Raw genomic sequence first — 24646 nt, forward strand, 5'->3', positions numbered from 1 at the left:
TGGAAGCTCCTGCGCCAAACCGACAAGCCCGCCAGTCAGCAGGCCGCTTGACCTTCACCCAACCGATCATAGAGCTCGCTCTGCCCGCGCGCATGCGTCAATCTGGCGGTCTTCATCGTATGCGTACGTGTCATTCACCATCGCTGGAATACTGATCGGCTCTGAGTCGGAGGCAACCAGAGCCTATTGCGCGTGATCTGTAATAGTTGAGGCCCTCGACGATATGCGACTCGAACCGAGAAGATCGCCGCCCATCCGGGAGAATGACAGGCTGGTCGTTGTGGCGCTGGGCGGTGCGGGAATTATCAGCTACGGCACGCTTTACTATTGCGTGGCGTCCATTGCAAAAGAGGCTTCCCGTGACCTCGCAGTCACAGAGGAGTGGCTACTCGCTTGTTTCTCCTTTGCCTTGCTTGCTAGCGCGCTGATGTCGCTGGTTGCCGGTCGCTTCATGGACCGATACGGCGCAGGCAAGACAATGAAAGTCGCCTCTTTCGTTGGAGCTGCTAGCCTGGGAATTGCAGCAACTTCTTGGAACGCGGTCGTTTTTGCAATTGCCCTATTCGGTATGCAACTTGCGTCGGCATTTCTCTTTTACGAGGCTGCGTTCGTGTTTTTGGTACAGCGAGATGCGGTTCATGCGAAACGGCAAATGGCTGCCTTGACATTGATCGTGGGTTTCTCGTCAACGCTGTTTTGGCCGTTAACCTCGCTGTTGCTCACGTCGATATGTTGGAGGCAAGTCTGTTGGATCTATGGAGGTTGCAATGTTCTCCTCGCCTTCCCTTTAATACAATTGGCTCTTGGGAAGTCCTCCGCAACGCTTGGGGAGCAGAACACGGTCTGTGGCTCGCAAGACCAGTCCTCTTCCAAGCCGATTGACCTCGTCCTCATAACGGTAGGCTTCTCACTGACGACATTTGCTTTTTCTGCATTACTCGGTCGAATGATTCCCATCCTTTCGTCAATCGGCTTAGACCTGCAGGAGACAGCCTTGGTTTCCACACTCTTCGGCCCGTCACAGCTCGCAGTACGGTTGTTTGCAGGATGGTTTAGCGAGAGGATATCTCCCATTCAACTCACCATTTTCTCATGCCTTATGCTTTCGGCGGCCACAATCGTCATTGTGCCGGCGTCTCACTCTCTCGTCGGAATTGCAATCTTCGTTGCCTTGGTTGGGTTTAGCTCTGGTCTAAACAGCATCTGTCGAGGAAGCTTGCCGCTGTCAGTCTTCGGGCCGGGCGGGTATGGAACACGAGTCGGGTTGATCACGACTTTCCGATTGTCGACGGCGTCGTTTGCGCCGTTCTTCTTCAGCTTCATCCAAAACAACTATGGAATTGGGCTTGCCTTGGGTTCACTAACCGTCTGCGCAGTAGGAAGCACGCTTTCATTCGCATTCGTGGGTGTCCGATCAAAGGCGGAGCCAGGCCAATGAAAAGTGGGCTGATCGGCCTGGTTGCGAGCCCGACGTGAACCGGATCGTCAATAAGTGTTCGCCACCTTAGATCAACGATCGCAAGTGTCTGAGTCTAGGCCATCACGCGGAGCTCGACGTTCGCGCGCATTCTGGAAGCGTGGTGCGGGCGAGGGGGGATCAACTGAGCGGTCCAACTGCAGCCCCGAATGGGAGACGTATCTCGGCTTCGCCGGGCCAGAGCTCAAAATGACAGATGTCGCCCCGCTGAGGAGTTGCACGTTGGGAATATCTGGACGCTAGACTTGGTCATCGCGATCGCGACCGCCATTTGCCGCGGTGTTCGGCCCCATTTTGCGTCCTGCCTTGGGCATGTCAACAAGCGCCCGCTGGCGGTCCTTTCGAGGCGATTGAACAGCAGCGGCTATGGGAGAGAACGTCAAGCTGGCCGACCACAGCTCGAGTCCGCCTCGCCCCACATTTGCATGAAGGGAAGAGCTGCCGTCTTCGCTCGCGGAACCACTAAGCTGACCCACTAGAACCGGTAGTTTGCGGACATTTCGGGCCCCGCCCAATTTAAGTTGCGGCCGCCAACCAGCCGCTTGGGCTCAGGTTTCGATCGCTCTCGGCAGAAAGAGCAACATCGAGGTTCGATGATCGCATATTTATCTGACCGCGCAAATGCCGTTACTGCCGTGGGGCTCCTGTGCTGCGGTGCAGCGATGGGGCTCGTGGTGAAAGGGCAGTATGAGGCGGGAGTAGCGCTCGGGCTCTGGGCGATCATCGCTGATGATGTGGATGGCGAAATTGCCCGGCGCACCAAAGGTCGAACAGTGGCTACCAAGGCCATTGGTAAAGCTCTCGATGCTTTCTCTGACCTCTCGTTTGGATCAGTCATCCCGGCGATTGTCATCGCATCTTTTATCGAGTTTCCAGCATCTGCGGTGTTCACAGCGTTCGTGATGCTGATCGGAGCTCTTCGTCTGGCATATTTTGACTATTTCGGATTGGACGAGCGTGGTCGTTCGACCGGTCTACCTCTCTCTTACGCTCTGCCGATACTTGCCGCGATCTTGCTGGTTGACCACACTATCGCGCCGCTTGAGTTGGGTTTGGTTCTTCCCGCATTCTTTGTACCGCTATCGTTGCTGCACATCGCCCCGTTCAAGATCAAAGCCTCTGGCAGTCTTGTGCATGTGATAACCATCGGCGTGGCGGCCACTGCGTCTGCCGGATTATTGATGACGAGTAGAGCGCTTCAATAAGCGGGCTTGCAATGTCGTAAGGACGAGAAAATGTCGAGCTCAATCAACCGCGTGGTATTTGCCGGCACCAGGGGGCTTGCGACCCGCTGTCTTTCGTTCGTTATCGAGACGAGCGGCAAAGACCACATCGCCGGCATTCTCGGCGCTTCCCGGTACGAGAGAACTTGGTGGAGGCACGAAACCAGTGAGGAGCTTTGGGAAGTCGCAGACCGCTTCGGAGTACCCTTTTTCGAGTCGATAGATGATGTTCCTCCTCTCGGAACGTTTCTCGTAAGCGTCATGTGGAATAAGATTTTCCCGCCCCATATCCTCGCACGGTTCGATGGAGGGGGTATCAATCTTCATCCAGGCCCACTCCCTGAATATCGCGGCAGTTTTGCGCGGACACATGCCATACTAAATGGCGAGAAGAGCTTTGGGGTAACGGTCCACTATCTCTCAGAGCGGGTCGATAGGGGGGATATTATCGGCGAATTGCGGTTCCCCGTGCTGCCGTCCGAGACAGCCCTCTCTTTAGACACCAGAGCGCAACTTTATGGCTACGCTCTCTTCTGCCAAGTGTGGCTGCGTTTCTTGGACGGATCGGCGACCTGTCGCTCGCAAGACGAGTTGATAGCTCAAGAAAAGCGCAAGGCTTGCTTCTATCCCATGCGCATGATGACCGCACTTTTGGATTCGTCAGACGTTCCGCGCAGCGCCGAAGAGCTCGATCGGCTCTACCGCGCTCTATACCTTCCACCACGCATTGAGCCTCCAAAGTGGCTTGTCGAACGAGTCATGACCAATGAAGTTCGGACCCTCGCTCGGGATGTTCACCTCCAGGGTACGGGATGTTCACCTCCAGGGTAAGGTTTGACTCGGCTCGCACTGCGGAAGCTAGCCCGGAATATGAGATCGCGCTTCTCGAGGCCGTCCGCGAAGCCAAAGTGTTGCCTGCGAACTTCCGCTCATTGACTGAACGTGGTCTTAGCTCTGAAGGTTGTTTTTGTAGCTTCCAGCCTATCGAGAGGCGCCGGCGCCCCCAACCGCGTGTGAGCCGGCTAAGCACGCAGGAGGCTAGCTGTGTGTGGGATTTGCGGATTCATCGGACGGGTTACTGATCTGTCAGTGACCGAGCGGAACCTCGCGCGTTGCGCTCAGACCCTGGCCCATCGGGGCCCTGACGCGAGTGGTAGTTGCGTGACCCCTTCCTTTGCCTTTGCGCATCGAAGGCTCGCGATCATCGATCCGGATCCTAGGTCAAACCAACCGTTTCTCGATGAGGAATTCGGCTTGGCCCTCACGTATAACGGGGAGATCTACAATTACCGTGACCTAAGGCGGGACCTGCTCCGGCGCGGATACCGATTTCGCACTGAGTCGGACACGGAAGTACTTTGCAAGGCATTTGCTTGTTGGGGGATTGATAGCGTCAAACGTCTGCGGGGAATGTTTGCTTTCGCAATCTACGATCAAAAGACCGCGACAGCGTTCCTTGTCAGAGATCGGCTCGGCGTCAAGCCGCTATACTACGCTTTCGCGGATAATGGCCTCGTCTTTGCTTCACAGCCGTCAGCCATCCTGAAGTGGCCAAGGGTCCGCTCGAAGCTCGATCCGGTTGGGTTATCAGGCTTTCTCTCCTACCGCGCCGTTTTCGGCGAGAGGACGCTATTTGCAGAAATTCGAAAGCTGCAACCTGGCACCTGGCTGAAGATCACGGCTCAATCGCACGAGCATAGACGTTGGTGGGATCCTGCCTGCCTCGATGAGAGCAGTGATTGCAGTTCTCTTGAAACGTTGATCGGCGGCGCCGTGGAGGAACATTTGCTGCCCCACACTCCAGTCGCGGCGCTGCTTTCCGGCGGGCTCGATTCCAGTATCTTGGCTTTCGAGCTTTCAAGGCGCTCGTCGCAAAATCCGACATGCTTTACCGGAATCGTAAGCGGCGATGTGTACGATGAAAGCCCTTATGCTGTTGAGGTTGCGAAATCTCTCAAGCTTGCCCACGTCTTGGTCCAGCTGCCTGGGGCAACGAGCCTGGATGTCGTTAAGCAGCCTTACTGCATTGCGTGGGCATCCAATTGGCATGCACAACGAAGTGGCGATGTATTTGCTTGCGCGGGCGGTCAGCCGCTCTCACAAGGTGGTCCTTACCGGCGAAGGTGCCGACGAGATATTCCTCGGGTATAGCCGGATCTTCAGGTTGTCCTTCGACCTTCGTCGACAGGCGCTGTTGGCCGCGTTGCCAGATGTCATTGGCCGCCCGGCGCGACGTCATCTCGGCCTTCCCAAGTTCAAAGCGAGCGACTTCGAGTTCTTTCTTGCGCGGTACACTTACTTTCCGCAAGCCGAGAAGCTTGGGCTGGCGACACCGGCATGGAGAAAGGACATCGGTCACGATGCTGGGCTCATCGATTGGATGAACAATGCCTACCATTCAGGCGGCGCCACCCCGGTCGAGCGCATAAGGCAATTCTTTGTACGGCATCATCTACCGGCGCTGCTTGAAATGGTCGACAACACCACAATGGCGGCGGGTGTGGAGTCTCGCGTTCCCTTCACAGACCACCGAATCGTTGCGCTAGCTCTGCGCATGTCGTTCTCAGAACATCTGCGTTGGAAACATGCCCTCGCCCCGTTTCAGGCGGCCTTCGCTCCGATTGAAAAATTTAGCGAAACGCTTGACGTCTCCAAGGCCGCGCTGCGCACCCTTTACCGAGATCGTCTACCCGCAAGTGTGCTCACGAGAAAGAAGCTCGGATTTCCGTTGCCGTTAGGTAAGTGGGCGACAGACCAGAGCTCGATGCCGTTTCGGGATTTAGTCTTCAAAGAATCTCCCGCGATCGCTGATTATCTCGATATTGGTGCTCTCCGCCGATGGTATGCACGCCGCTCTCAAGCGGCGAACGATGCATTCGGAAAACAACTCTGGCTGATCTGCAATCTGGAGATCTTCCTTCGTCAACTTTCTTCATAGCTGTTGGTAGGACGGGATGCGGGGTAGCCAAGGCAATCCGGAATGCGGCACCGCTTAGCGGGAAGACGAGCCGATCGGTGTAGAAACAGGAGAATGCCGGCCGCCACAGATGTCTGGATGCGTGATCGCGCTATCCAGTGCGCATGGCGCGTTCTGAAGGGGACTGGAACTGCGCTGAATTACGCCAATGGATTAGGACGCGAGAACGACGTTGACGTTGAGAGCGACCTGTCGTGTTCGCGCGCCCGCGAAAAGCTCGTTTTGACGGACACGCGCAAGAATGCAGGACCGGCCTCATGATGGCTGGTTATGCTGCTGTCGAACTCGGTGTATACCGGCGCTGCCGACCGCAGGCCGCTCGACGGCTCGAGACCGACCTATCCTGGCTATATGTTGGGTTTTTAGCGGCTACCGAATGCATCAGCGTTCGGGACCGGTAACGCCCGGCATGTCAGGCCGAGGTTGATGCTGAGCATAAATCCGGGGAAGCGGAAGCGCGACATTCGCCATTTTTGGAAGGCCCGCAAGAATGACGGCGGTTTCCCGGCTGGGACCAAACTTGGTCATGTTGGCAAAGCTTGCGCGATCCACGCGCGTGGAAGCATCTTCCTGGGCGGGATCTTTGAGCGGATCATTGAAGAACACGTAATCGGCGTCCGTCCCAGTCACCACCACCCAATGAGTGATCATTTTAGCTTCGAACTCAAGGCTGACCATCACGATAGGGTACCACCCCACCGCCATCCATTTCGAGAGATCATCGAGGCTGTAGGTGCCAAGATGGACGGGGATGCAGCGCTGGTATGCCTCGGCTAGATCTCGCTCCTGGAGAATCTGCATCACCTCCACCTCGCCGCCTTGCGAAGCGCGAGACTTAAGAAAGAGCCCATCATGGCTCACGACAACAAGCGCTGCGAAGCCGCGGCGTTTGAGGGCCAATGCCAGACCAACCGGTCCGCAGCCGCCGTGAATGGTTGTTGCCTCTCGCCAGATCTCGAGCTCAGCTGTTTCATTCGGCTGATATCGCTCGTCGAGAGCGGACATGACCATCATCAGGGAAGATGGTCCACAGGTGAACTTCCTCTTTTGTCGATACAGAGGAACGTTCCTGACCATGTGATTTGTTGAGCTTTCGAAGTCGGGACGCGACATGGCGTCATCTCAGGTGAATGTGAAGGAAGCTGAGCGAGATCCCGTCTGGCGCAGCGCCTCGCTGATTGTCATGAGAGCAACCGCTGTCGCTGCGATGACGAGCCCGGGCGCGAGGGCGATCCACCATGCGGTCATCAAATAGTCTCTGCCCAATCCCACCATATTGCCCAAGCTGGACATCGGCGGCTGTATCCCCAGCCCCAGAAAGCTCAGGGTGCTTTCCAGGAGAACCGTCTCGGTGAGGCCAAGGGTCATGCCGACCACGATGGTCGGTGCACAGGCTGGGAGAATATGCCTTGCGTAGATATGGACCCGCGAAGCGTTATAGGTCCGCGCCGCCGTTACATGGAGCCGGTTGCGGGCCGTCAAAGCAAGCCCCCTCGCGATGCGGGCGTGGCGCTCCCAACCGTGCAGGCCCACAAGACAGACAAAGAGTGCCAGCGAATTGCCAAAGATCGTTATGACAAGAAGTGCGGTCATCATGAACGGCACGGCAGCCTGCATATCGACCAGTGCCATGACTCCCTCGTCGATCAGTCCGCCAAGCTCGGCAGCGAGGAAGCCAAAGGAGACGCCCAGCAGGGTGCTAATGAAGGTGCCGCCCACCGCGACGAGCATGCTGATCTGGATCGAATATATCAAGCGAGCCAGCACGTCGCGACCGAGCTCGTCGGTGCCCAACAAATGGTCCAGCGCGCCCCCGAAGAATAGTGGAGGCGAAAGCCGTGCATCCAAGGAGATCTGTGCCGGATGATAGGGGGAGATCACCTGGGCCAGTACGGCAATCAACAGACATGCGATAATCCATATTGAGGCACTATAGAGTCCAATTTGGGATGGCTTACGCAGATCGCGACGGTCTTTCGAAGAACGAAAAATATTCCGGATCCATTCATGCGCCAAGGCGGTGCTCATCTATGTCTCCGAGGATTTCGACCGCGGATCGAGCCAGGTGTAACCGAGATCGACGGCCAGGTTGGTCATGATCATCGCAGTGCCAGCAAGCAGGACTATTGCCTGCACCACTGGAACATCCCTGTTTCCGACGGATGTGACGAAGAGGTTTCCGATACCCGGCCATGAGAAGACCGTCTCGACCACAGTCGAACCGGTTACCGCTCCGCCGATGAGCAGGCCAAGTATGGTCAGGATCGGCACCGCCGCATTGGGCAGTACGTGGTGGATCAATATCCGCCAGAACGGAATGTCGCGCGCAAACGCAGCCAACACATAGCGGCTGTCCAGCGATTCGCGAACCGCCACCCGGGTGTAGCGGGCAAGCACGGCGGAGCTTGCGGCAGCCATGGTTATTGCCGGCAAAACCAGGCTTCGCCAGCCCTCCGCACCGCCGGTCGGCAACCAATTGAGCTGTATTGAGAACGCCAGCATCAGCACGATCGCCAGGAAGAAGCTGGGAACGCACAGTCCCACGACGGTTCCGATCGTGCACGCACGGCCTATGAAGCTCGACGGAAACACCGCGGCAGTTATTCCTCCTGCAACGCCTGTGAGCGCCGCCAAAGTAAGAGCAGAGCAGGTGAGTATCAGCGTCAGTGGAAGGTGGCTGAGGACGACACCGAGTGCATCCTGTCGATAGACGTAAGAGACGCCTAAGCTTCCTCGGACGATGTTATGAAGATAGGTTAGGTATTGTGCCAGGATTGGGCGGTCGAGCCCCAATTCGCCGGAGTATGCGGCCCGCATGTCCGCCGTCGCGTCCGGCCCGAGTAAGACGGTGACCGGATCGCCCGCGCAGCGCATAAGAACGAATACGCTTGTTACCATCAAAACGAGCGTGACCAATGCGCGAGCAATTTTGCTCGCAAATATCTTCTGCGTGTTGCGCCTCATGCCGCTACCACCCCTCCGCCGGCAAGTCGCGACGCCCTGCTGGCTGCGAACAAGGGTTTGAAGGTGATGCCGTTTCAAGGCCGAGCCCAGAATTGGGTACCGCCTCGAGCAGGGACTTCATGTAATCCGTCTTTGGGTCGAGCAGCACCTCATCGCGTGAACCGCTCTCAACGATGCTTCCGCGCTTCAGGACGGTGATCTCTGAGCAGAGATAGGCAACGGATCTGATATCATGACTTATGAATAAGAGGGACAGGCCCCGGCTCTCGCGCAGATCCGACAGAAGGTTCAGGATCTGAGCTTGAACGGTCATGTCGAGTGCGGAGACGGGCTCGTCACAAATCAGAACCTCGGGATCGAGAATAAGCGCCCGCGCTATATTGACCCGCTGCGCCTGTCCGCCGCTTATCTGATGCGGCAATTTGCCAAGGATCTCGCCCGATAGGCCGACGGCCGAAATTGCTGCAGCGAGCCGAGCCTGACAATCGGAAGACTTCATGTTGAAGTTCACGAGCAGAGGCGCGATGATTTGTTTGCCGATCGGGGTAATTGGGTCCAGTGCGTCGAGAGGGCTCTGAAAGACAGGTTGGACACGGAGGCGGAACGCAGCCAATCGATCCGGCGTCAGCAGCTCGCCGTCAAAAAAGATCTGACCCGATTGTGGCGCTGTCAGCCCAAGCAGAAGCTTGGCGATGGTGCTTTTGCCGCTGCCGGACTCTCCGATCAGCCCATGGGCCTTGCCGCGACGGACGATCATGTTGATCTTATGCAGCCTCGAGCCGCCAAGGACCTCCGCAGCGGAGCGCCGAGCAGCCAGGTAGCAAAAATCGACATTGCGCAGCTCGAGAATGGGTTCGGAGGACGCGCGCGCTGTACGAACGTGAGAAGGCTCGATGGGCGACGTCATTCATGCCTCCGAGTTGTGGCATGCCACCATCTGTTGTGGAATGCCCTGCAAGGCGGGCCTTGTGTGCCGGCAAGTGTCCAGCGTTCCCGAGCACCGAGATGCGAAATTGCAGCCGGCCTGGCGCTGTGTAGGTTCAGGGAGGCTGCCTGCTGGGCTGTGGAGACGCCGGGGACGCCCTGAGAGTGGGGGGACAGCGGAGAATAGCGCGCGCGTATAGGGATGCAGGGGAGTTCGAGCGACGAGATCGGCGCGCCCGATTTCGACCAGCTGGCCGGCGTAGAGAACGCCGATACGGTCCGATCGTTGTAGGGCAACGCCCAGGTCGTGGGTCACAAAGAGGATTGCCATGTCTGAGCGGAGCTGTTCGAGCAAGTCAAGGATCTGCTTTTGCGTGGTAACGTCGAGGGCCGAGGTCGGCTCGTCAGCGATGAGAAGCTGCGGCTTCATCGCCACCGCCATTGCAATCATGACGCGCTGATTCATTCCGCCGGACATCTCGTGCGGGTATTTTCTCATCGTCTCATTGGGGTCATCGATTCCCACATCGCGGAGTAGATCTGCAGCCCTTTCACTCGCCTCTTTCTTGCTCAAGCCATCGATCACCTGGACCGTCTCGCGAAGCTGGAAACCAATGCGCCGAACAGGGTTAAGATATAGACTTGGCTGTTGGTAGATCATTGCACGCTGGCGCCGATCGACATCAGAAAGACGCCTGCCTTCGATATGGATGTCGCCGAGACATCTCAATTCGGAACTTGCTACTCCCATGATGGTCGAACACAGCACGCTCTTTCCGCTGCCGCTTTCGCCGACAAGCGCGAAAAACTCACCTTTGCGCAACTCGAGCTGAACGGCATCCAGCAGGCGCGTCTCGGGCCGGTCTGCAAGGACAACGGTCAATCCAGTAATGCTGAGGAGCGGCGGGCTGCCCGCCTCCATGGCTGTGCGCCCGACATTCCCTTGCTCAAAAGTTTGGACAAAAGGTGCTTCAAGCGCATGCGCTGTGGTTTGGTCCATAATTCCACCTTCCGAGCACCATAGTCTTGTGCGTCTGGCCCAAGGCGTTTTCTCAGCTAGACGTTGATTGCGCCTGGCCGAAAATCCATCAAACCGGTTGGCGTCGGTGTCCACTTGATGTTGGCGCGCTTTCCGAAAAACTCGCCGAGCGAATGGAGCACCGTTCCTGGTGGATCAATCTCGTCGAATATGTCGAGCATCTCTTGATAGGCGGCTCGCCTTTGGGCCGGTTCCTGCGCCGTCAACAAGGTGGTCTCCAGCACATTGAATCTATCGTTCCGCCAATACCCACCCCTCTGAAAATTGCTCTGAGACCCCCAGCGCGAGACCAATGATGCTGTGGGATCAGGGTAGTATGTGCCATCGGACGAGTTGTTCACGCCTCGGCCCAGACGGTCTTCGACTTGGGCCCAATTCTCTTTCATTTGGATATAGACGTTCAGGCCGACAGCCCTCCACATTGCCGCGATAGCTTGAGTTTCGATAAGCTCGGCCGTGTAGTAGTTGCCGACTGTTTTGAAAGGAATTGCTGCCCCTTTGTAACCAGCTTCGGCAAGAAGCCGCTTGGCCTCTTCCGGATTGTACCGTGGGATTGGCCGGTCAGGATTGTAGAGAGCGCCGTAAGCAAGGTGTTGATGGGAAGGCGGCACACTGATGCGCTTGCGCCAGATACTATTAACAACGGTCTGCCTGTCGATCGCAAGATTCATGGCGCGCCTCATGCGCGGATCCCGCAGCACCTCATTGGTCGTCGAATCATAGACCAGCGTGCGGAAGGACATCGTGTCGCCTCCAACCACGTCCAGCCGGTTGTCCGCGGCGAGGATATCGAACTGATCCGGCGCTACGGTTGTGATGATGTCGAAGTCGCCAGCGCGAAGGCCGGCGACGCGTGCTGCCGGCTCCCGCACCATCCGAAACTCGATCCCCTTCAGCGGCGGCCTTCCACCCCAGTACCCCTCGTGCGCCTCGAGGCGTATGTAGCGGTTTTCGACGGCCTCAACGACCCTGTAAGGCCCCGCCGCTATGGGAGCCCTGGCCCATTGATCGAATGTCGCCGCCTTCAGATAGGCCGATTTCGAGACGATGCCGGCTCCATAGGAGGTCAGGCGTTTGACAAAGACCGGATCGGGCGCCTTCGTGCTAAACTCGACAGTATGTCGACCGGTTGCCCGCACCCCGCTCATCGAGGGAAAGCTGATCTGGCCAACACCATAACCCGGACTATCCTTTGTGATCATGCGCTCCGCGCCGAACGTAAATGCGACGTCCTCTGCCGTTAACTCTTCACCATCGTGGAATTGAACCCCTTTCCGCAGGGACACGCGATATGTGGTGCTGTCGAGAGCCTCGATGCTTTCAGCCAACATCGGCCGAATCTGCCCGTCTCGTTGATAGTCGATCGCAAAGAGCTTGTCGTAAATGCTCTCGAGCACCCGAAAGCTCACGAGCGCCGTAGCACGGGGATGGAGCGGATCGAGCTCGACGCGCAGATCCTGCATTGCGATCCGCAGTGCCGTCCGGCCAGCGTCTTGGGCAAAGATAGAGGTCGATGGAAGCAAGCTCAGCCCACCGACCAATTTGAGAACCGTGCGTCGATCACAGGTCTTCATCACACATCTCTTCTTAGTTGCACAAACCATCGAGTGCCGAGGTTCTGAACCATGCAGCTTCGCGTGCTCACGCTCGGGCCGGGCGGACTCGGACAATGGTTTTCTGAGGAGCGGTTCGATTAGTGCGAGATATAATTCACACCATGTGACACCATCATGACAGGCCTAGGTGCCTAGGTAGCTGGACAAGGAGGCTGCCACTCCCGTAGGTTAAGTCTCGGAATCGGAGCTGAAAGGTGGCCGAATGAAATTTGTAATTGTCATGCTGGATGGTCTTCGTCCTGACCAGCTAGACGAAGCAGTTACGCCCAATCTCGCCGAGCTGTCCAAAATCGGCCTTCGACTTGCCCGCCATACCTCATCTTTTCCCAGTGAGACGCGGGTTTCATCGGCCGCGCTGGCCACGGGCGGACATAGCTCGGCGCATGGAATCATCGGCAACCGCTTTGTGGCGAACGGTCGGTCGATCGACGGATCTTCGCTCTCGGCGCTCCTGACACTCCGCAGCGAAAGCGGTGGCGTCCTCACCGCCACGACGATCGGCGAAGTCTTGGCGGCTCATGGAAAGGCGATGTTGTCGATCGGATCTCAGTCACAGGGCTCTTTTGGACTTTCCAGCTGGGGGAGTTGGCAGGCGGGGGCGCCGGCGTTCTGGGTCCATGACCCGTCAATGTTCGGTGGCAACGCTGCCGTTCGCCGGATTGCGCCGTCGTTTCCGATGCTCCCTCCCGACGAGCGACCGGCGCGTGCGACCATTGAACGCGTCGTCGATCTCTTCTTCTCGTTCCTGAAGAAAGAAACACTTCCGGAGGTCAGCCTGCTCTGGCTTTCCGAGCCGGACATTACATATCACATGTTCGGACTTCAGCATCCTAGAGCGCGTGAGGTGCTCCACGAGGTCGATCGCCAGTTTGGGCGTATTTTCGCTTGGTGGAACGAGAAAGGAGAGCGGGAAGGAGTACAGCTTATTGCTGCATCCGATCACGGACACGCCATCATTGGAGAAAAAGTCTCCGTATTGAAACACCTGCAGCGGTCGGGTTTCAAGGTCGGATACGAACTCACGCCCGACGTAGACGCTGCAATAACCGCTCAACGCGTTGTCAACCTTTGGGCCCGGGACAGAGAGGGTCATCTTCTGACAGAGCTGTATCACGCCATGTGCGAGGAGCCATGGTTTGGCGTTGCTTTCTCACGTCAGGCTCCCGATGGCTCTCCACTTATCGCGAGCACCCTTTTGCTTTCGGCTGTCATGGCCGACCACGAACGAAGTGCAGACCTGTCGTTTGTTCTCGCCGATTGCGGCGCGGCTAATCGGAGCGGTTCGCCCGACGCCGTGTACTACGATGGGACCTATCCAATCGGCGTTGGTATGCACGGAGGGCTTTCGGCGCACGAGCTGTCTTCATTATGCATCGTTGCTGGTAATGCCTTTAGAAGCGGAGTTGTTGCTGCCCCAACCAGCATCGTTGATCTGGTACCAACGATCCTTTCCAGCTTGGGACTGCCGCTACCGTCGACGGTGCACGGCCGTATCATCGATGAAGCTTTGCAAGATTGCGAGGACAGAGGCCCGTATGATGTCGAAGATGCGAGCGTCTCAATTGCCTCTTCAGCGCGCCGGTCAACTGTCTTCCGGGACCTTTACCGCCAACGTCTTTATCTGAGGGGGGCGGCCGTAACACGGCTGGCGCAGGTTAAGAATGATAAACCTGGCGCTAATCCGCGCAATTGAAAGCCTGAATTACGGACCATCGACCTATGTATCAAGGAAAGCGCTGGGAGTTTGTTCGGTCGAACATCGAAGAAGCCATTGCCTCGAGCCGATTTCGGCCAGGCGAAAAACTTCCGAACGACGTAGAGCTTGCTCTCGAATATGGTGTCAACCGGCACACCGTAAGATACGCCATTCGGGCCCTCGAGCAGGAGGGACTGCTCCGCGTCGAGCAGGGGAGGGGCACTTTCGTTGTCGAACATCCAACAGCCTATCTGCTCTCCCCACAAACCCGGCTGACCGATAATCTCATCTCGCAAGGCCGCTTGGCGCGTCGTAAGATCCTCTCTGCTGCAACGATAAAGGCAGACGAGCGGCTCGCCCGCCATCTCGACTTGCAAGCTCAAGACGATGTGCTGCGCATCGACACGCTGAGCTATCAGGACGAGATCCCAATCGTCATAGCGCATAGCTATTTTCCAGCGAAACGCACTCCCGGACTGCTGGACAAATTCTCTGGCGCCAACTCGATCTCGACAGCTCTCAGGCGCATTGGAATTGATGACTACGCGCAACAATGGGTGACGATAAGTGCACGTCTGCCCTCCGCGCAGGAGGCGCGCCTCCTTGAAATGTCGACATCAGCGCCGGTCTTCGTCAAAGAGAGCCTTGATTGCTCCGGCCGTATTCCGATCAAATTTGGCGAGAATGTACTTTGCGCACCGAGAATCAGCTTCAGGTTCGACTTTAAAGAGATGAGTTCCGCAGAGCAGTCGCCTGCAGGAAAGCCTCGATCCGGAAAAGCGCAAGCGACCAAATCGAAGTCACCTGCCTCTTTCAAGGTCTAGGTCCTATCCATTCCTGCGGTCAAAGCGGCTAGGCGCGAAAATAATTGTTTCGCTACCACCATTGCTTATGGCTGTGTGTTTCACGCGTCATGCCCGGACGAGCCGCTCGCGTTTTGCTGAGGCACTAGGGGGCCGCGTTGGTCGCGACCCCTTCAAGCTTGCGGATCTTGGCATTGTAACGCGGCCAGTGTCAGCGGCCGCGGCGCATGTCGTGAAGAGGCGCCGCGTCAAACCTTCCGTGATCCTGGGCCGTTGGATCAAACGTCGGCTTTTGCGAAGATGCGCTGGGCGGTACGCAGATCTTCCGCATCATCGATTTCGTACCACCGCAGATCGTCGCATCTCACCGCAGCAAGCAGCAGGCCTTGTCTTTCCACGAGATAGGAAAGAAGTTCCTCCGTATAGGCCTGGGTAGCTCCGGCCTTGATCATATTGTCTAGGGCCGGAACCACCTCTGTCCGCAGAGTAGACGCGGACAGACGTAACAGATTCATCGTCTTGTAAAGAGGCGGGCCATCCGTGATGAGATTTCTCGCTGTTTGTTTCAGGCGAAATTCTGAAATGAAGCCAAGATCCGACAACAGGACCGCTGACCCCTGCATCAGCTCATCGAAGGGAGCGACAGCAGCCGCGTCGGGCGCTTTACTGATGAGCAGCCGCCGCAATACATTTTCCTCGAAGAAGACGTCGCCCTCAAGAAGGAAGTGGTCCCCGGAAACGAGCGTGTCACGCGCCAGCCAGAGCGAATAGGCGCTCCCAGTACGGTCGTAAACGGGGGATTCGACGTATTTGATTGCAACGCCACCAAACCGACTGCCGCAAGCTTCTTGGATCGCCTCTTTGCGATACCCGACAACAATCGTCACCTGTTCCACGCCGACACGCCCAAGGGTATGTAGCGCGTTGTGCAGGATGGGAGTGCCATGGATTCGGACTAGAGGTTTCGGGTTTAGATCCGTTAGAGGCCGCAGTCGAGTGCCCACTCCAGCGGCGAGAATGAGAGCATGCTTGGGAGCATTCAGCGGCATTTCATTCGCCTTCTTGATCCCGAGCGTCGCTCCGCAACCATCGTGAACGCCTCTGTTCAGTATTACGTGCCGCCGACTTGTCCGACCATCCCCGATATTGAAGGAGGTAGGTGCAAATTGTCATCAACGCACACACCTGCACCAGCCGGTGTGTGAGCTACCTAAAGTGGCAGGGACAGATGTTTAGCCATGTCCGAGCTGTCCAGGATGTTAGTTCGCGGCATCGGTGACACTGGAGCGAGACCGACGAGAGGCGAGGGGAGCATCGGCTTTTGAATTAAGGAAGCTTTGGGTGATAGACTCTGGTCACCGTCGACTAGCGGGGCTGCAGATATTGCTTTTCTGCCACGGCGAGTTCGTCATACCTCAGGAGCTCGAATATCTCGCTCAGCGGTGCGATATGAGTTTCAATGCTCGCAACGCTCTCTTGAGCTGCGATGCTATCGCAGATGCGCCGCATTGCAGCTGCCGCAGCCCGCATGGAGTGATTGGCCCAGACGACTGTGGAGATGCGCGCATCACGATAGGCAGAGACTGGCGTCCGAAAGTACGTTGTCGGAACGATCACGACAGGCAGCCGGTTCCGCCACTCGGCGACGAACGAAAGCATCTCGTCCGCGGTACTCTTTCGCGAGTGAATCAAGATTGCATCGGCTCCCGCGTCGGCATAAGCGTGAGCACGCAAGGTAGCTTCGTTCAACCCGTGCCCGGCGATCAGCGCTTCGATCCTGGCCACGAGAACCAAATTGTCGGCGACTGTATCCTTTACAGCCCGCAGACGACCGGAGAATTCATCGATATCGGCGAGCGGATGCCGCTCACCAATGAGCGAGTTCAGCTTCGGAAAGCAGCTGTCCTCAAGCGAGATGCCGGCGGCGCCCGCCTGACGAAGTTTGCGTGCGAGGAGGCGAGCATTGTTGAAATTACCGAAGCCGCCATCCCCGTCAACGAGCACAGGGAGCTCTGTCGAGTCCACGATGCGTTCTACGCTCTGGACGAGCTGGGTCCATGAGGCTTCATTGGCATCGCGATAGCCGAGCGAGCTGGCAATCGACAAACCAGAGGCCCAGAGCCCCTTGAATCCTGAGCGCTGGGCGATCGTGGCAGACAGGCCATCATGCGCTTCCATCAGAAACGAGAGCTCATCATTCGAGCAGACCTGGGCCCGAAGCATTTCGACAGGCGACTGGCGTGCACATTGACGGCCCGCCATAGGCCGAACGGCTTGTGGTTGATGCCTCATGCCTAAATCCTGCAAGCCGATCCTCGATTGGCGTCCACGTCACCGTTCTTATCTTTTTGGGGGAATGCCGATCAATGACCAGCATTGGTAGTTTTTTGAAACGCGCAGATTTGCATAATTGCGTCGGGGTGGCGCAAAACACAAGCGTTCGCTATTGGGGCCCCTAAAGGCTGGAAAGAGGGGCCTTGGTTACAAATGGATGACCTGGGTTCGCGAGCCTGGTCCTACAGCCCCTAGGGAAAAGTTTCCGACGTCTTGAAGGGGAGGAGGGCTTAGCGAAAGGGTGATATCCGGCTCACATAGAGTTGGACACAACATCGACAGCCACGATTGTCGTAATGCTGATGTCGTGTGTACGACACATGTCGTAAGCCCATCGACAGGGCTGTAGTGGGATGGCGGTTTCGCGCGAATGTCGCGGCAATCCCGAAGAATTCGTCCTGCCTCACCGATGCTTGCTGGCCGCCACTGAGTGGCATGGCACTTGCTGATGCCTCTCCTGTTCTCTCGAGTCCAGGAGAAATTCATGGCGGATGAGAAAGAGGTTGTGCTGTCGGAGCGGGAAAGACAGTGTTTGCGGTGGGTCGAGGAAGGGAAGTCATCCTGGGCTATCGGCGTCATTCTGAAAGTGAGCGAGAACACCGTCAACTTTCATATCAAGAATGCGATGCGAAAGCTGGAAACGTCCAGCCGGACTCAGTGCGTCGTCAAGGCGCGACGTTACCGTCTTATTGAGTAACGGCCGGGGTTGCGTTGCCGTTCATACAGATCTAGCCAAATGTAAGGGGCGACTGTGGCTTGCTCCGGCGGAATGCGAAGCGAATGGCGCGGCCGCGGCCGCAGAGCCATAATATAGGCGCTGTTACTATGAACCGGGGCGTGCTTCTATTTCGTCGCCGATTGTCAGGGGCTGCGTGGACCATTAGGCGAGGTGAGATCGCAGGAGCATGACGCTCTTGTAAGCTCGACGGCCGGTCGGACCTCTAGGTTAACCTTGTGATCGGTCCGTCCCCCAGCTGCGGCTGCGGCGGTTGTATGCGTGGCGCAAATTGAAGAGAGGTGATCGTAGCGGCTTACGTACTGAAGTCGTGGTCGTTCGGAAAGGCGGCGTAGACGGCTTGGGCCGGACACGAAGAGGGCAATGATAGTCCGTGAACCCATTTCCGAAACCGTGCTGCTGGTAGACGTTTCATCAAATTCTAGCGCTCTGCGCGCTCAACGATGTGCGCGCGATTCTCACGACGCGTAGCTAGCTTGATGAACGACCTTTCCGCGAACACACAGTGCGACTGCTGCGTTCTTTGATGTGGCGGATTCGAGATAAGCTGAAATTGTTTGCGGCGGACGGCGTGATCCCGGTGTTTCCCGAAAGGCGGGCGACTCCGAAGTCGATGTGGCTGAGTTGGGCCACGACTAGAGGGCGTCATTCATGATTTGGAGAATTGGCAGTACCGGGACGGCCGCCTCATCGGGCATCCGAATACGAGGTAGACACCTGCAGAGAAGCTTCCTTCAAGGTGCCGCGGCCCACTACCTTGGCTCTATGAGGTTGTGCCCCTGCGCGGTGCTCCGGCTCGTTGACTGCAAGCGCTGCCGAATCTGGCGAGCTTTTTCCTTGCGAAACAGACGAAGTCACGTCGTCAACTCTGTACGTTGACTGATCACGTCGATGAGACCACGGCTCGTGCGCCGTTCCAAACCAGGCGGATCAGGATCGTTTAAGCTGGACCATAGCTCCTCAATTGCTGCTGATGTCCAGCTTCACTTCGCCAATTTGTTGCGCAGAATAACTAGACCTGATGCTTGTTCCTTTGTTGATTGTTTGCTTACTCCCAAGGCGTGTTGCGACATAGGCCGTTTGTTGGGCATTGTTTTACTCTCCTCGTCTCAAGCGCAATCCTCTAGGCGATGCGCTGCTCTTTGTCGTGATGATACCCGTCGACAAGTCTGCCCCATGACGCCAGCCAGAAGGAGCAACCTCATATGCGAAGAAAAGTAGCATCGCCGCGTCCGGGTCTTTGCCAGTGAAGATCAAAAACGTTGGCGCTATCTGGCAGGCGGCCTCCGACACGCTGTGAGGTTCGCTTGGCAACCCAATGTCGGTAACCGAACATGGTCGTGCAGCCCCGAATGGCTGTAACTTGCGACTCTTTAGCCGGCACGCAGCTTGCGTTGAACGACCCGCGACATAGCCCAGCTGCGCAATGTCATGCGCTTGCGTGCTTTCTACCGCTTCTGCTTGACGCGCCAGGGCCCGCAAGCCTGGCCGCGTGACCTCAGCCGGAGCAAGAAGACATCCCTCCTCCACACCGCGCTGCTTTCGATTGGCTGCTTCACCTCCAGGCGCTTTCACAGGAGCGAACGGATGCAGTGCTAACTGGTGACCCATTCCTTTGGCTCGAGGAGATCAAAGCGGCAGCCGCAGTGGTTTGGGCTCGCGCCGAGAACGAGCTTGAGAAAGCATGTCAGGTAGCTTCAATGCAGGCATGCGTGGATTGATAATCCTGCTTCAGGCTATTGAACAACAGGGCGCTCGTGACTTCCTTTGCGGAGGGTCGCCGTGCATACCACCCTTAGCCAGTCGACTGGCTGCTGATCACGCTGCGCGCGGACCACGCCAGCAGCCCTATGATGCCTGTCCATATCGTACCGTCTGATACGATCCGCTTCCATGACATGCCCCTGTTCATACGCTGAGGAGGATACCTCCGGTGTGGTCGGCTTGATGTCTGCGTTGAGGAGGATTCGAGGCGCGCAACGCGACCACGAATCGGCGCGCAATGTTGAGCTCATATGCATTCTCCGGGTCGTGGGGACGACAAGTACGGAGCCTGTTAACGACGCACGCTCCTACCATCCTGGTCAAACATTCAAGCTGCAATTTCGTTTGCTCCCATAGTGGGAGTCGTCCGCATTGTTTGTGCCGCCGGCCTCTGGATGAGCGCGACATGTTCGAGGCTCCGCAGCTGTTTTGTAACCGGTCGCGCGCGGCGAGTGAAGCGAAGGTCAAAACGTCATCTGGGCAAAAACTTTGAGGCGAAGTGTCGTCGACGTCAGGATTGTTGTCGCTTGCACGATGCGGCTGCAGCTAGACCACGCGATAAGAAAAAGAGCACGTGACCTGCGCAGTGACGCTGGATTCTCTTACCGACCGTCTTGATGGCCGGAAGACTCTTCGCTAGATCACAACGGTTCACTATGGAGATGCCGCCGTGGCAATGGGTATTGTGAAGTGGTTCAACTCGACCAAAGGTTATGGGTTCATCAGGCCTGAGGACGGAAGTCCCGATGTCTTCGTGCACATCAGTGCCGTGGAAAAGGCCGGTTACACCACCCTCGAAGAGGGGGCCCGGGTAAGTTATCAGCTCAAGGCCGGGCGTTCGGGTAAGATGTCAGCCGAGGATCTGCGGGTTGGCTGATCTGACCCACTCCGGAAACTCCTCTCTGCAAAGCGTGTTCTCGCACCTGTCCGGCGATGCCTTGTCACGGCGCGCCGGGCGTTCGGCCTTTCGACCGTCTCTTCTAGGCATGGGGCTGTCTCGCAAACCGCTTGAGAGCCTCGATCGCCTGAAGCCAGTTGACCAATCGCTGTAGCCAGAGTTACAGGTGTTCCCAGCAAGATCGTAGTGCCGGTGTGGCAACATTTCGGCCAGCTGCCACAACGCTCTCAAGCCGTACGCTCGTGAACACGCCGGGAAGTGCACGTCGCGCATGCCTCGAGCGCATGAAACCATTGGCAGAACACGGGCGGATCTCGGCGGACTTTGTGTTTCGCGATGCTCTTGGCTGGGAAATACCCAAGACGGGCGGCAATTCCTGTCTGCACTCGAACGTAGACCAGGACGGCACCGCTACTCCGGCAACTTTTTGCGAGAAGCTGACGGGCTTCGCCCCTGGCTGAAAGAAAAACGGCCAATTGTTGCATCTGGTCTTGCCCCTGGGGCGCTACTATTGTCCTCAAGCAGTTCAGACCACTGGCCGGTAGCGTTGCGGACATTCGGCGGCGTACCGGAGGAAGTGCTGATGGACAATCTACGCCCGCTCGTGGTGCGCGACGACGTGGTGAGCCGGTCGGTTCAATTTAAGACGAGCTCATCGCTTCGCGAAGCACTGGGGCCTTCCGTCTTGCACCTGCGCACGGCAGCGGGCGCGCACGAAGGGGAAGACGGAGAATGGCGTCGAGTAGCTGAAGAAGAACGCGACCGCGGCGCGGCGAGCTGTAGACCTCAAGATGCTTTAAGGTCGAATGATGGTGACAGCTTCTCGCTGGACTGAGCGTGTAGATGCGACCCTCAGGAGACCAGCCTTCTCGTCTATGGTCATCGCTTCGAGCTCGCAGGCCTCGCCTATTAGCGCACAGAGATCTTTGGTGAATTCCTATCCGGCTGAACACAACAGGCTGTTCGAACCCGTTCGAGACCGCGGTGCTGCTACCCCAAATTGCCGGAGGGTTCTGTGCGCCTCGATCGCGGCTGGCGCAGCCGTGCATGCAAAATCGTCAACGACGGGCCGGTCCAGCCAGGGACACCACTGATTCGGAAAGTTCATTCTGAACCCTCGGTCAACCAAAGCTTGGAGGTGTCGGAAAGCGAAGGTCGTCAAAATCTTTCTCAATCATTAATGGAGATCATTTCGAACGATAGAACAGCACGCGTGCGGCTGGTATCAGCTGGAGTAGAATATCATAGTCGCCGACATTCGCAGTCAGGACGAGCAGGCCGAGCTTTTGCCCCTGCAGGAACAGCACGCAATCCTGAAGCGCGCGCAACTTGCCGTCCCTTTCATATCCCTGGAGGCGGCAGAGGATCCCTGATAGCAGCGCGGCTCGTCCCAACACGTCTATGTCCGGCGCAAAGATCCGATGCGGCGGCATCGCCTTGATCTGCTTCCCGATCACATCGACGACAGAAGCGGTTCGCGCGTCGGAAGGATTGAGCGCGCCGACCGTGTGCATCAATTCCTGGATCGCGACAGTCGAATGATTGACTTGTCGCTGCGTGATCAGGTCGTCCAGGATCGGAGGCGAACGATCTTGCATTTGATCAATATAGACGCAGGTATCGAGCAGTAGCCCCTGTCCGGCGGTCAGGCCGACGCTGACGAACGGAAGTTCATCGTCGCTGCGCCGTGCCAGCGTGTTTCCCGGATCGAACCGCGCCCAACGTCGCGCCGCGTCAAAGTCGAATTCCGCCACGTTAGAAACCGAGCTTTAACGCTGGGTCGACCTTGCCCCGAGACTTCTTGAACGCTTCTGCGAAGTTGTCCTCGAGTGCGACCGTCGCCAACGCAAACTCGATCAACTCCGTATCCGCCTCGATGCCCGTCTGGTGCTTGGCCTGCCGGACCAAGGCAGGACTCACCCGGCCACCGATGCGGCTGCCTTTTTCACTCAAAAGGCCAGATCGTTCCGCCGCCAGCATGACCGCTTCAAATCGTGCCTTGCTCCCGACAAGCCCGCTGGTCGCTAATTCACGCTTAAAGCTTTTTATCAGTACCGAGCCACCCTTGGATGCAGCTCTTCTCCGTTTGGCCCGGCGGGGCGTGGGCTTGCTAGCCGATCTTTTTGCCATAGAACTTTACCCGTTTGTCGAACAAAAACGGAATTTGTCTAACATAGTCCGTTTGCTGCTTCGACTTCAAGGCGTCTGATTGCTATGCCGGCCTCAAGGCCCAAGCGGACTATCAGTGGAAGGAGTTGTTGGCCGCAACTGCGCTGTCGGTGCTGCTCGTCGTCAGTGCAGAGTTGAACTCGCGCGCGGACAAGGAGGAAGGCTCCGCGATCTGGTTCAGCTGGCAATCAGGGGCACGCCCGATCACCTAGCGCCTCATGTTTTGACACGGTTTCGCCGCAGCGAGATCGTCCCCTATATCGCCATCCGCTGCCGGTTCGCGAGCCGCACAGGATCGCCGGAATCGTGCTGAGGCCGCAGCGCCGCTCGCCGGCGAACGGACGCTAAGGACCTGCTTCGCTCGACGGGGATGAGGGCGATTTCCCTGCCGATCGTGTCGATCTCTCTAATAACCCAGTTAATATTGGGAGCAGGTTTCCCGATCGGGAACTTTCTGGATCGCTCAGGCTCGCTTTTTGAGTAAAGTTCCCGATCGGTAACTTTTAGCCCTTCGATTTAATAACACACTGAAAGTTCCCGCTCGGTAACTTTAGGACGAGAAAGCTATGAACACGCCTCCAAAGAGCGCTCCCCTCTCAGGCGAAAATGAGGCTCCTGGCGAGACGGGTGTCGCGCGCCAAGCGGCCGAGTTTGCTGCAGCATTCGGTCGCATCATCCAGGAAGAACGCAAACGCCAGGGCCTCCGGCAGGACGAGCTGGCCATGGTGAGCGGGACAGGAAAGCGCTTCATCGTCGACCTCGAGGCCGGAAAAAGCACCTGTCAGCTCGGGCGAAGCCTGCACGTGGCAAACGTGCTCGGACTGCGCATCGAGGATGTTCTCAAGGATGCCCAAGCCCGCCGGGCCAACACTTCCGAGACACCGGACATTCCCGACAGCGACGAGGAGGACCCTCATGGACCGTCTTCCGGTCTACTTTGAGACGCGAGAGGTCGGCTGGATCATGGCCGCCGATGAAGCGTCAGGCTTCACCTATGCCGAATCCTGGCGCGGGCTGACCGGTGCCTTCCCTGTGTCGCTCACCATGCCGCTCTCGCGGGCGTCGCACGATGCCTCGGCAATTCTGCCATGGGCGGCAAATCTGCTGCCGGAGAACCCAACTCTCGGGACCGTAGGTCATATGCTCGGCAAGTCGCCGGCCGATGTCATCGGTCTTCTTGCCGAGATGGGCCGCGACACCGCCGGCGCGCTCTCCGTCGGACAACCTGGCACCGGGCTGATCGCCGGCAAATGGCGAGAGATCCCCGACAAGGCCTCGCTCGAGCGCATTCTCAATGAGCTACCCCACAAGCCCTTCCTCGTCGGCGAGGATGGCGTGTCGATGTCGCTTGCCGGTGTGCAGACGAAGCTCGCCGTCGCTCTGGAGGGCGACACCCTGTACATACCGATCGACGGCGCGCCATCGACCCACATCATCAAGCCCGATGGCGAGCGCTTGCCTGGCGCCGTCCAGAACGAGGCATTCTGCCTGACACTCGCGCGCATGATCGGAATCCCGACGCCGAAGGTGACGACCGGGACGGCAGGCGAACGTAGCTACCTGCTGGTTGAGCGCTATGACCGCCGTCATGAGGGCAAGAGGTGGCGGCGGCTGCATCAGGAGGACTTCTGCCAAGCCCTGGGCCGACCGCCAGCTGCCAAGTACCAGAACAACGATAGAGGCCTAAAAGGACCATCATTGGCCGACATGCTCGGCGTGCCCCAGCGCCATATGACAGCACAGCAGACCGCCCGCTTCGTCAATCTTGCCATCTTCAATCCGATGGTGTGGAACGCGGATTCACACGCCAAAAATTACTCGCTGATGCTATCGGCGCGCGGCGCCGCCATGGCGCCAGGCTACGACATCGTCTGCGCGGCGCCATATCCGAAGATCACCGTATCCCTCCATTGAGGGCCGCCTTGTTTGACGGGCGCGATGGCTGCAGGTCCTAGGGGTAATCCTAGGAGAAGCGCTATGACGATTTCGAGGGCGGAGGTGATCACATCGGTCGAGCGGCGGCGCC

At 57.6% G+C, this 24646-nt stretch carries 24 protein-coding genes; 13 read left to right on the plus strand and 11 right to left on the minus strand.

The genetic code is table 11. From position 1 onward, the window contains the following. Positions 1–223: 223 nt before the first annotated feature. Positions 224–1438: an MFS transporter gene (locus tag AC066S_RS36915; protein WP_126261401.1), complete on the plus strand. Its 1215-nt coding sequence runs from the start codon at positions 224–226 to the stop codon at positions 1436–1438. 632 nt (positions 1439–2070) lie between these two features. Continuing rightward, positions 2071–2682: a CDP-alcohol phosphatidyltransferase family protein gene (locus AC066S_RS36920; RefSeq protein ID WP_126261400.1), complete on the plus strand. Its 612-nt coding sequence runs from the start codon at positions 2071–2073 to the stop codon at positions 2680–2682. Between the two features lie 39 nt (positions 2683–2721). Here AC066S_RS36920 and AC066S_RS36925 read toward each other — a convergent pair whose 3' ends face one another. Then, positions 2722–3027 carry a hypothetical protein gene (locus tag AC066S_RS36925; RefSeq protein ID WP_235884924.1) on the minus strand — a complete coding sequence of 102 codons (306 nt, stop codon included), beginning with the start codon at positions 3025–3027 and terminating at the stop codon, positions 2722–2724. Between AC066S_RS36925 and AC066S_RS36930 the strand changes: the two genes are divergently transcribed. The 3 genes from AC066S_RS36930 (at position 2962) to AC066S_RS36940 (ending at position 5638) form a co-directional block, all read left to right on the plus strand. Then, entirely contained in the window at positions 2962–3531 is a 570-nt protein-coding gene (locus tag AC066S_RS36930; protein ID WP_235885268.1) for a formyl transferase, read from the plus strand. The two genes, AC066S_RS36925 and AC066S_RS36930, sit on opposite strands and share 66 nt — an antisense overlap. 258 nt (positions 3532–3789) lie before the next feature. Continuing rightward, positions 3790–4851, plus strand: coding sequence for an asparagine synthetase B family protein (locus tag AC066S_RS36935; protein WP_283810637.1), 1062 nt, complete (start codon positions 3790–3792; stop codon positions 4849–4851). After that, positions 4766–5638, plus strand: coding sequence for an asparagine synthase-related protein (locus AC066S_RS36940; protein ID WP_283810638.1), 873 nt, complete (start codon positions 4766–4768; stop codon positions 5636–5638). Before AC066S_RS36935 ends, AC066S_RS36940 begins: the two co-directional genes overlap by 86 nt. A 420-nt stretch (positions 5639–6058) precedes the next feature. Here AC066S_RS36940 and AC066S_RS36945 read toward each other — a convergent pair whose 3' ends face one another. Genes AC066S_RS36945 through AC066S_RS36970 form a run of 6 tightly spaced genes read right to left on the minus strand, consistent with a single transcriptional unit; the run spans position 6059 to position 12178 of the window. Further along, positions 6059–6790 carry a peptidase C39 family protein gene (locus tag AC066S_RS36945; protein ID WP_126261398.1) on the minus strand — a complete coding sequence of 244 codons (732 nt, stop codon included), beginning with the start codon at positions 6788–6790 and terminating at the stop codon, positions 6059–6061. Between the two features lie 9 nt (positions 6791–6799). Beyond that, positions 6800–7705 (minus strand): ABC transporter permease, encoded by a 906-nt coding sequence (locus tag AC066S_RS36950; RefSeq protein ID WP_126261397.1) that lies wholly within the window; start codon positions 7703–7705, stop codon positions 6800–6802. Then, positions 7706–8641 carry an ABC transporter permease gene (locus AC066S_RS36955; protein ID WP_126261396.1) on the minus strand — a complete coding sequence of 312 codons (936 nt, stop codon included), beginning with the start codon at positions 8639–8641 and terminating at the stop codon, positions 7706–7708. 4 nt (positions 8642–8645) lie between these two features. Then, entirely contained in the window at positions 8646–9548 is a 903-nt protein-coding gene (locus AC066S_RS36960; RefSeq protein ID WP_126261395.1) for an ABC transporter ATP-binding protein, read from the minus strand. After that, positions 9549–10565: an ABC transporter ATP-binding protein gene (locus AC066S_RS36965; protein ID WP_126261394.1), complete on the minus strand. Its 1017-nt coding sequence runs from the start codon at positions 10563–10565 to the stop codon at positions 9549–9551. Positions 10566–10621: 56 nt separating this feature from the next. Next, on the minus strand, positions 10622–12178 hold the full coding sequence (locus tag AC066S_RS36970; RefSeq protein WP_235884921.1) for an ABC transporter substrate-binding protein: 1557 nt from the start codon (positions 12176–12178) through the stop codon (positions 10622–10624). 244 nt (positions 12179–12422) lie between these two features. On the opposite strand from AC066S_RS36970, the gene AC066S_RS36975 reads away from it, so the two are divergent. Both AC066S_RS36975 and phnF read left to right on the plus strand, forming a co-directional pair. Continuing rightward, entirely contained in the window at positions 12423–13913 is a 1491-nt protein-coding gene (locus tag AC066S_RS36975; protein WP_126261393.1) for an alkaline phosphatase family protein, read from the plus strand. A gap of 26 nt (positions 13914–13939) precedes the next feature. Next, positions 13940–14740, plus strand: coding sequence for a phosphonate metabolism transcriptional regulator PhnF (gene phnF, locus AC066S_RS36980; protein WP_126261392.1), 801 nt, complete (start codon positions 13940–13942; stop codon positions 14738–14740). 257 nt (positions 14741–14997) lie between these two features. Here the strand turns inward: phnF and AC066S_RS36985 are convergent, their stop codons facing one another. After that, positions 14998–15768, minus strand: a complete 771-nt coding sequence (locus AC066S_RS36985; RefSeq protein ID WP_135167518.1) for a phosphocholine cytidylyltransferase family protein — start codon at positions 15766–15768, stop codon at positions 14998–15000. Between the two features lie 316 nt (positions 15769–16084). Continuing rightward, positions 16085–16942 carry a phosphoenolpyruvate mutase gene (gene aepX / locus AC066S_RS36990; RefSeq protein ID WP_126261428.1) on the minus strand — a complete coding sequence of 286 codons (858 nt, stop codon included), beginning with the start codon at positions 16940–16942 and terminating at the stop codon, positions 16085–16087. A gap of 595 nt (positions 16943–17537) precedes the next feature. On the opposite strand from aepX, the gene AC066S_RS36995 reads away from it, so the two are divergent. The 3 genes from AC066S_RS36995 (at position 17538) to AC066S_RS37005 (ending at position 21286) form a co-directional block, all read left to right on the plus strand. Further along, positions 17538–17750, plus strand: a complete 213-nt coding sequence (locus AC066S_RS36995; protein ID WP_027562785.1) for a response regulator transcription factor — start codon at positions 17538–17540, stop codon at positions 17748–17750. A gap of 2473 nt (positions 17751–20223) precedes the next feature. Further along, complete coding sequence (locus AC066S_RS37000; RefSeq protein ID WP_122406874.1) at positions 20224–20430, plus strand: cold-shock protein; 207 nt, start codon at positions 20224–20226, stop codon at positions 20428–20430. Between the two features lie 604 nt (positions 20431–21034). Continuing rightward, positions 21035–21286 carry a hypothetical protein gene (locus AC066S_RS37005; protein ID WP_126261390.1) on the plus strand — a complete coding sequence of 84 codons (252 nt, stop codon included), beginning with the start codon at positions 21035–21037 and terminating at the stop codon, positions 21284–21286. A 352-nt stretch (positions 21287–21638) separates the two neighbouring features. Here the strand turns inward: AC066S_RS37005 and AC066S_RS37010 are convergent, their stop codons facing one another. Further along, positions 21639–22205, minus strand: a complete 567-nt coding sequence (locus AC066S_RS37010) for a type II toxin-antitoxin system VapC family toxin (protein WP_126261389.1) — start codon at positions 22203–22205, stop codon at positions 21639–21641. A 1-nt stretch (position 22206) separates the two neighbouring features. Further along, positions 22207–22431 (minus strand): hypothetical protein, encoded by a 225-nt coding sequence (locus AC066S_RS37015; protein ID WP_126261388.1) that lies wholly within the window; start codon positions 22429–22431, stop codon positions 22207–22209. Between the two features lie 278 nt (positions 22432–22709). Between AC066S_RS37015 and AC066S_RS37020 the strand changes: the two genes are divergently transcribed. The 3 genes from AC066S_RS37020 (at position 22710) to AC066S_RS37030 (ending at position 24534) form a co-directional block, all read left to right on the plus strand. Beyond that, positions 22710–22832 (plus strand): hypothetical protein, encoded by a 123-nt coding sequence (locus AC066S_RS37020; protein ID WP_283810178.1) that lies wholly within the window; start codon positions 22710–22712, stop codon positions 22830–22832. 354 nt (positions 22833–23186) lie between these two features. After that, complete coding sequence (locus AC066S_RS37025; RefSeq protein ID WP_126261387.1) at positions 23187–23561, plus strand: helix-turn-helix domain-containing protein; 375 nt, start codon at positions 23187–23189, stop codon at positions 23559–23561. A 22-nt stretch (positions 23562–23583) separates the two neighbouring features. After that, complete coding sequence (locus tag AC066S_RS37030; protein ID WP_478271851.1) at positions 23584–24534, plus strand: HipA domain-containing protein; 951 nt, start codon at positions 23584–23586, stop codon at positions 24532–24534. Positions 24535–24646 lie beyond the last annotated feature (112 nt).

This window comes from Bradyrhizobium sp. CFUWI (genome assembly GCF_056429085.1).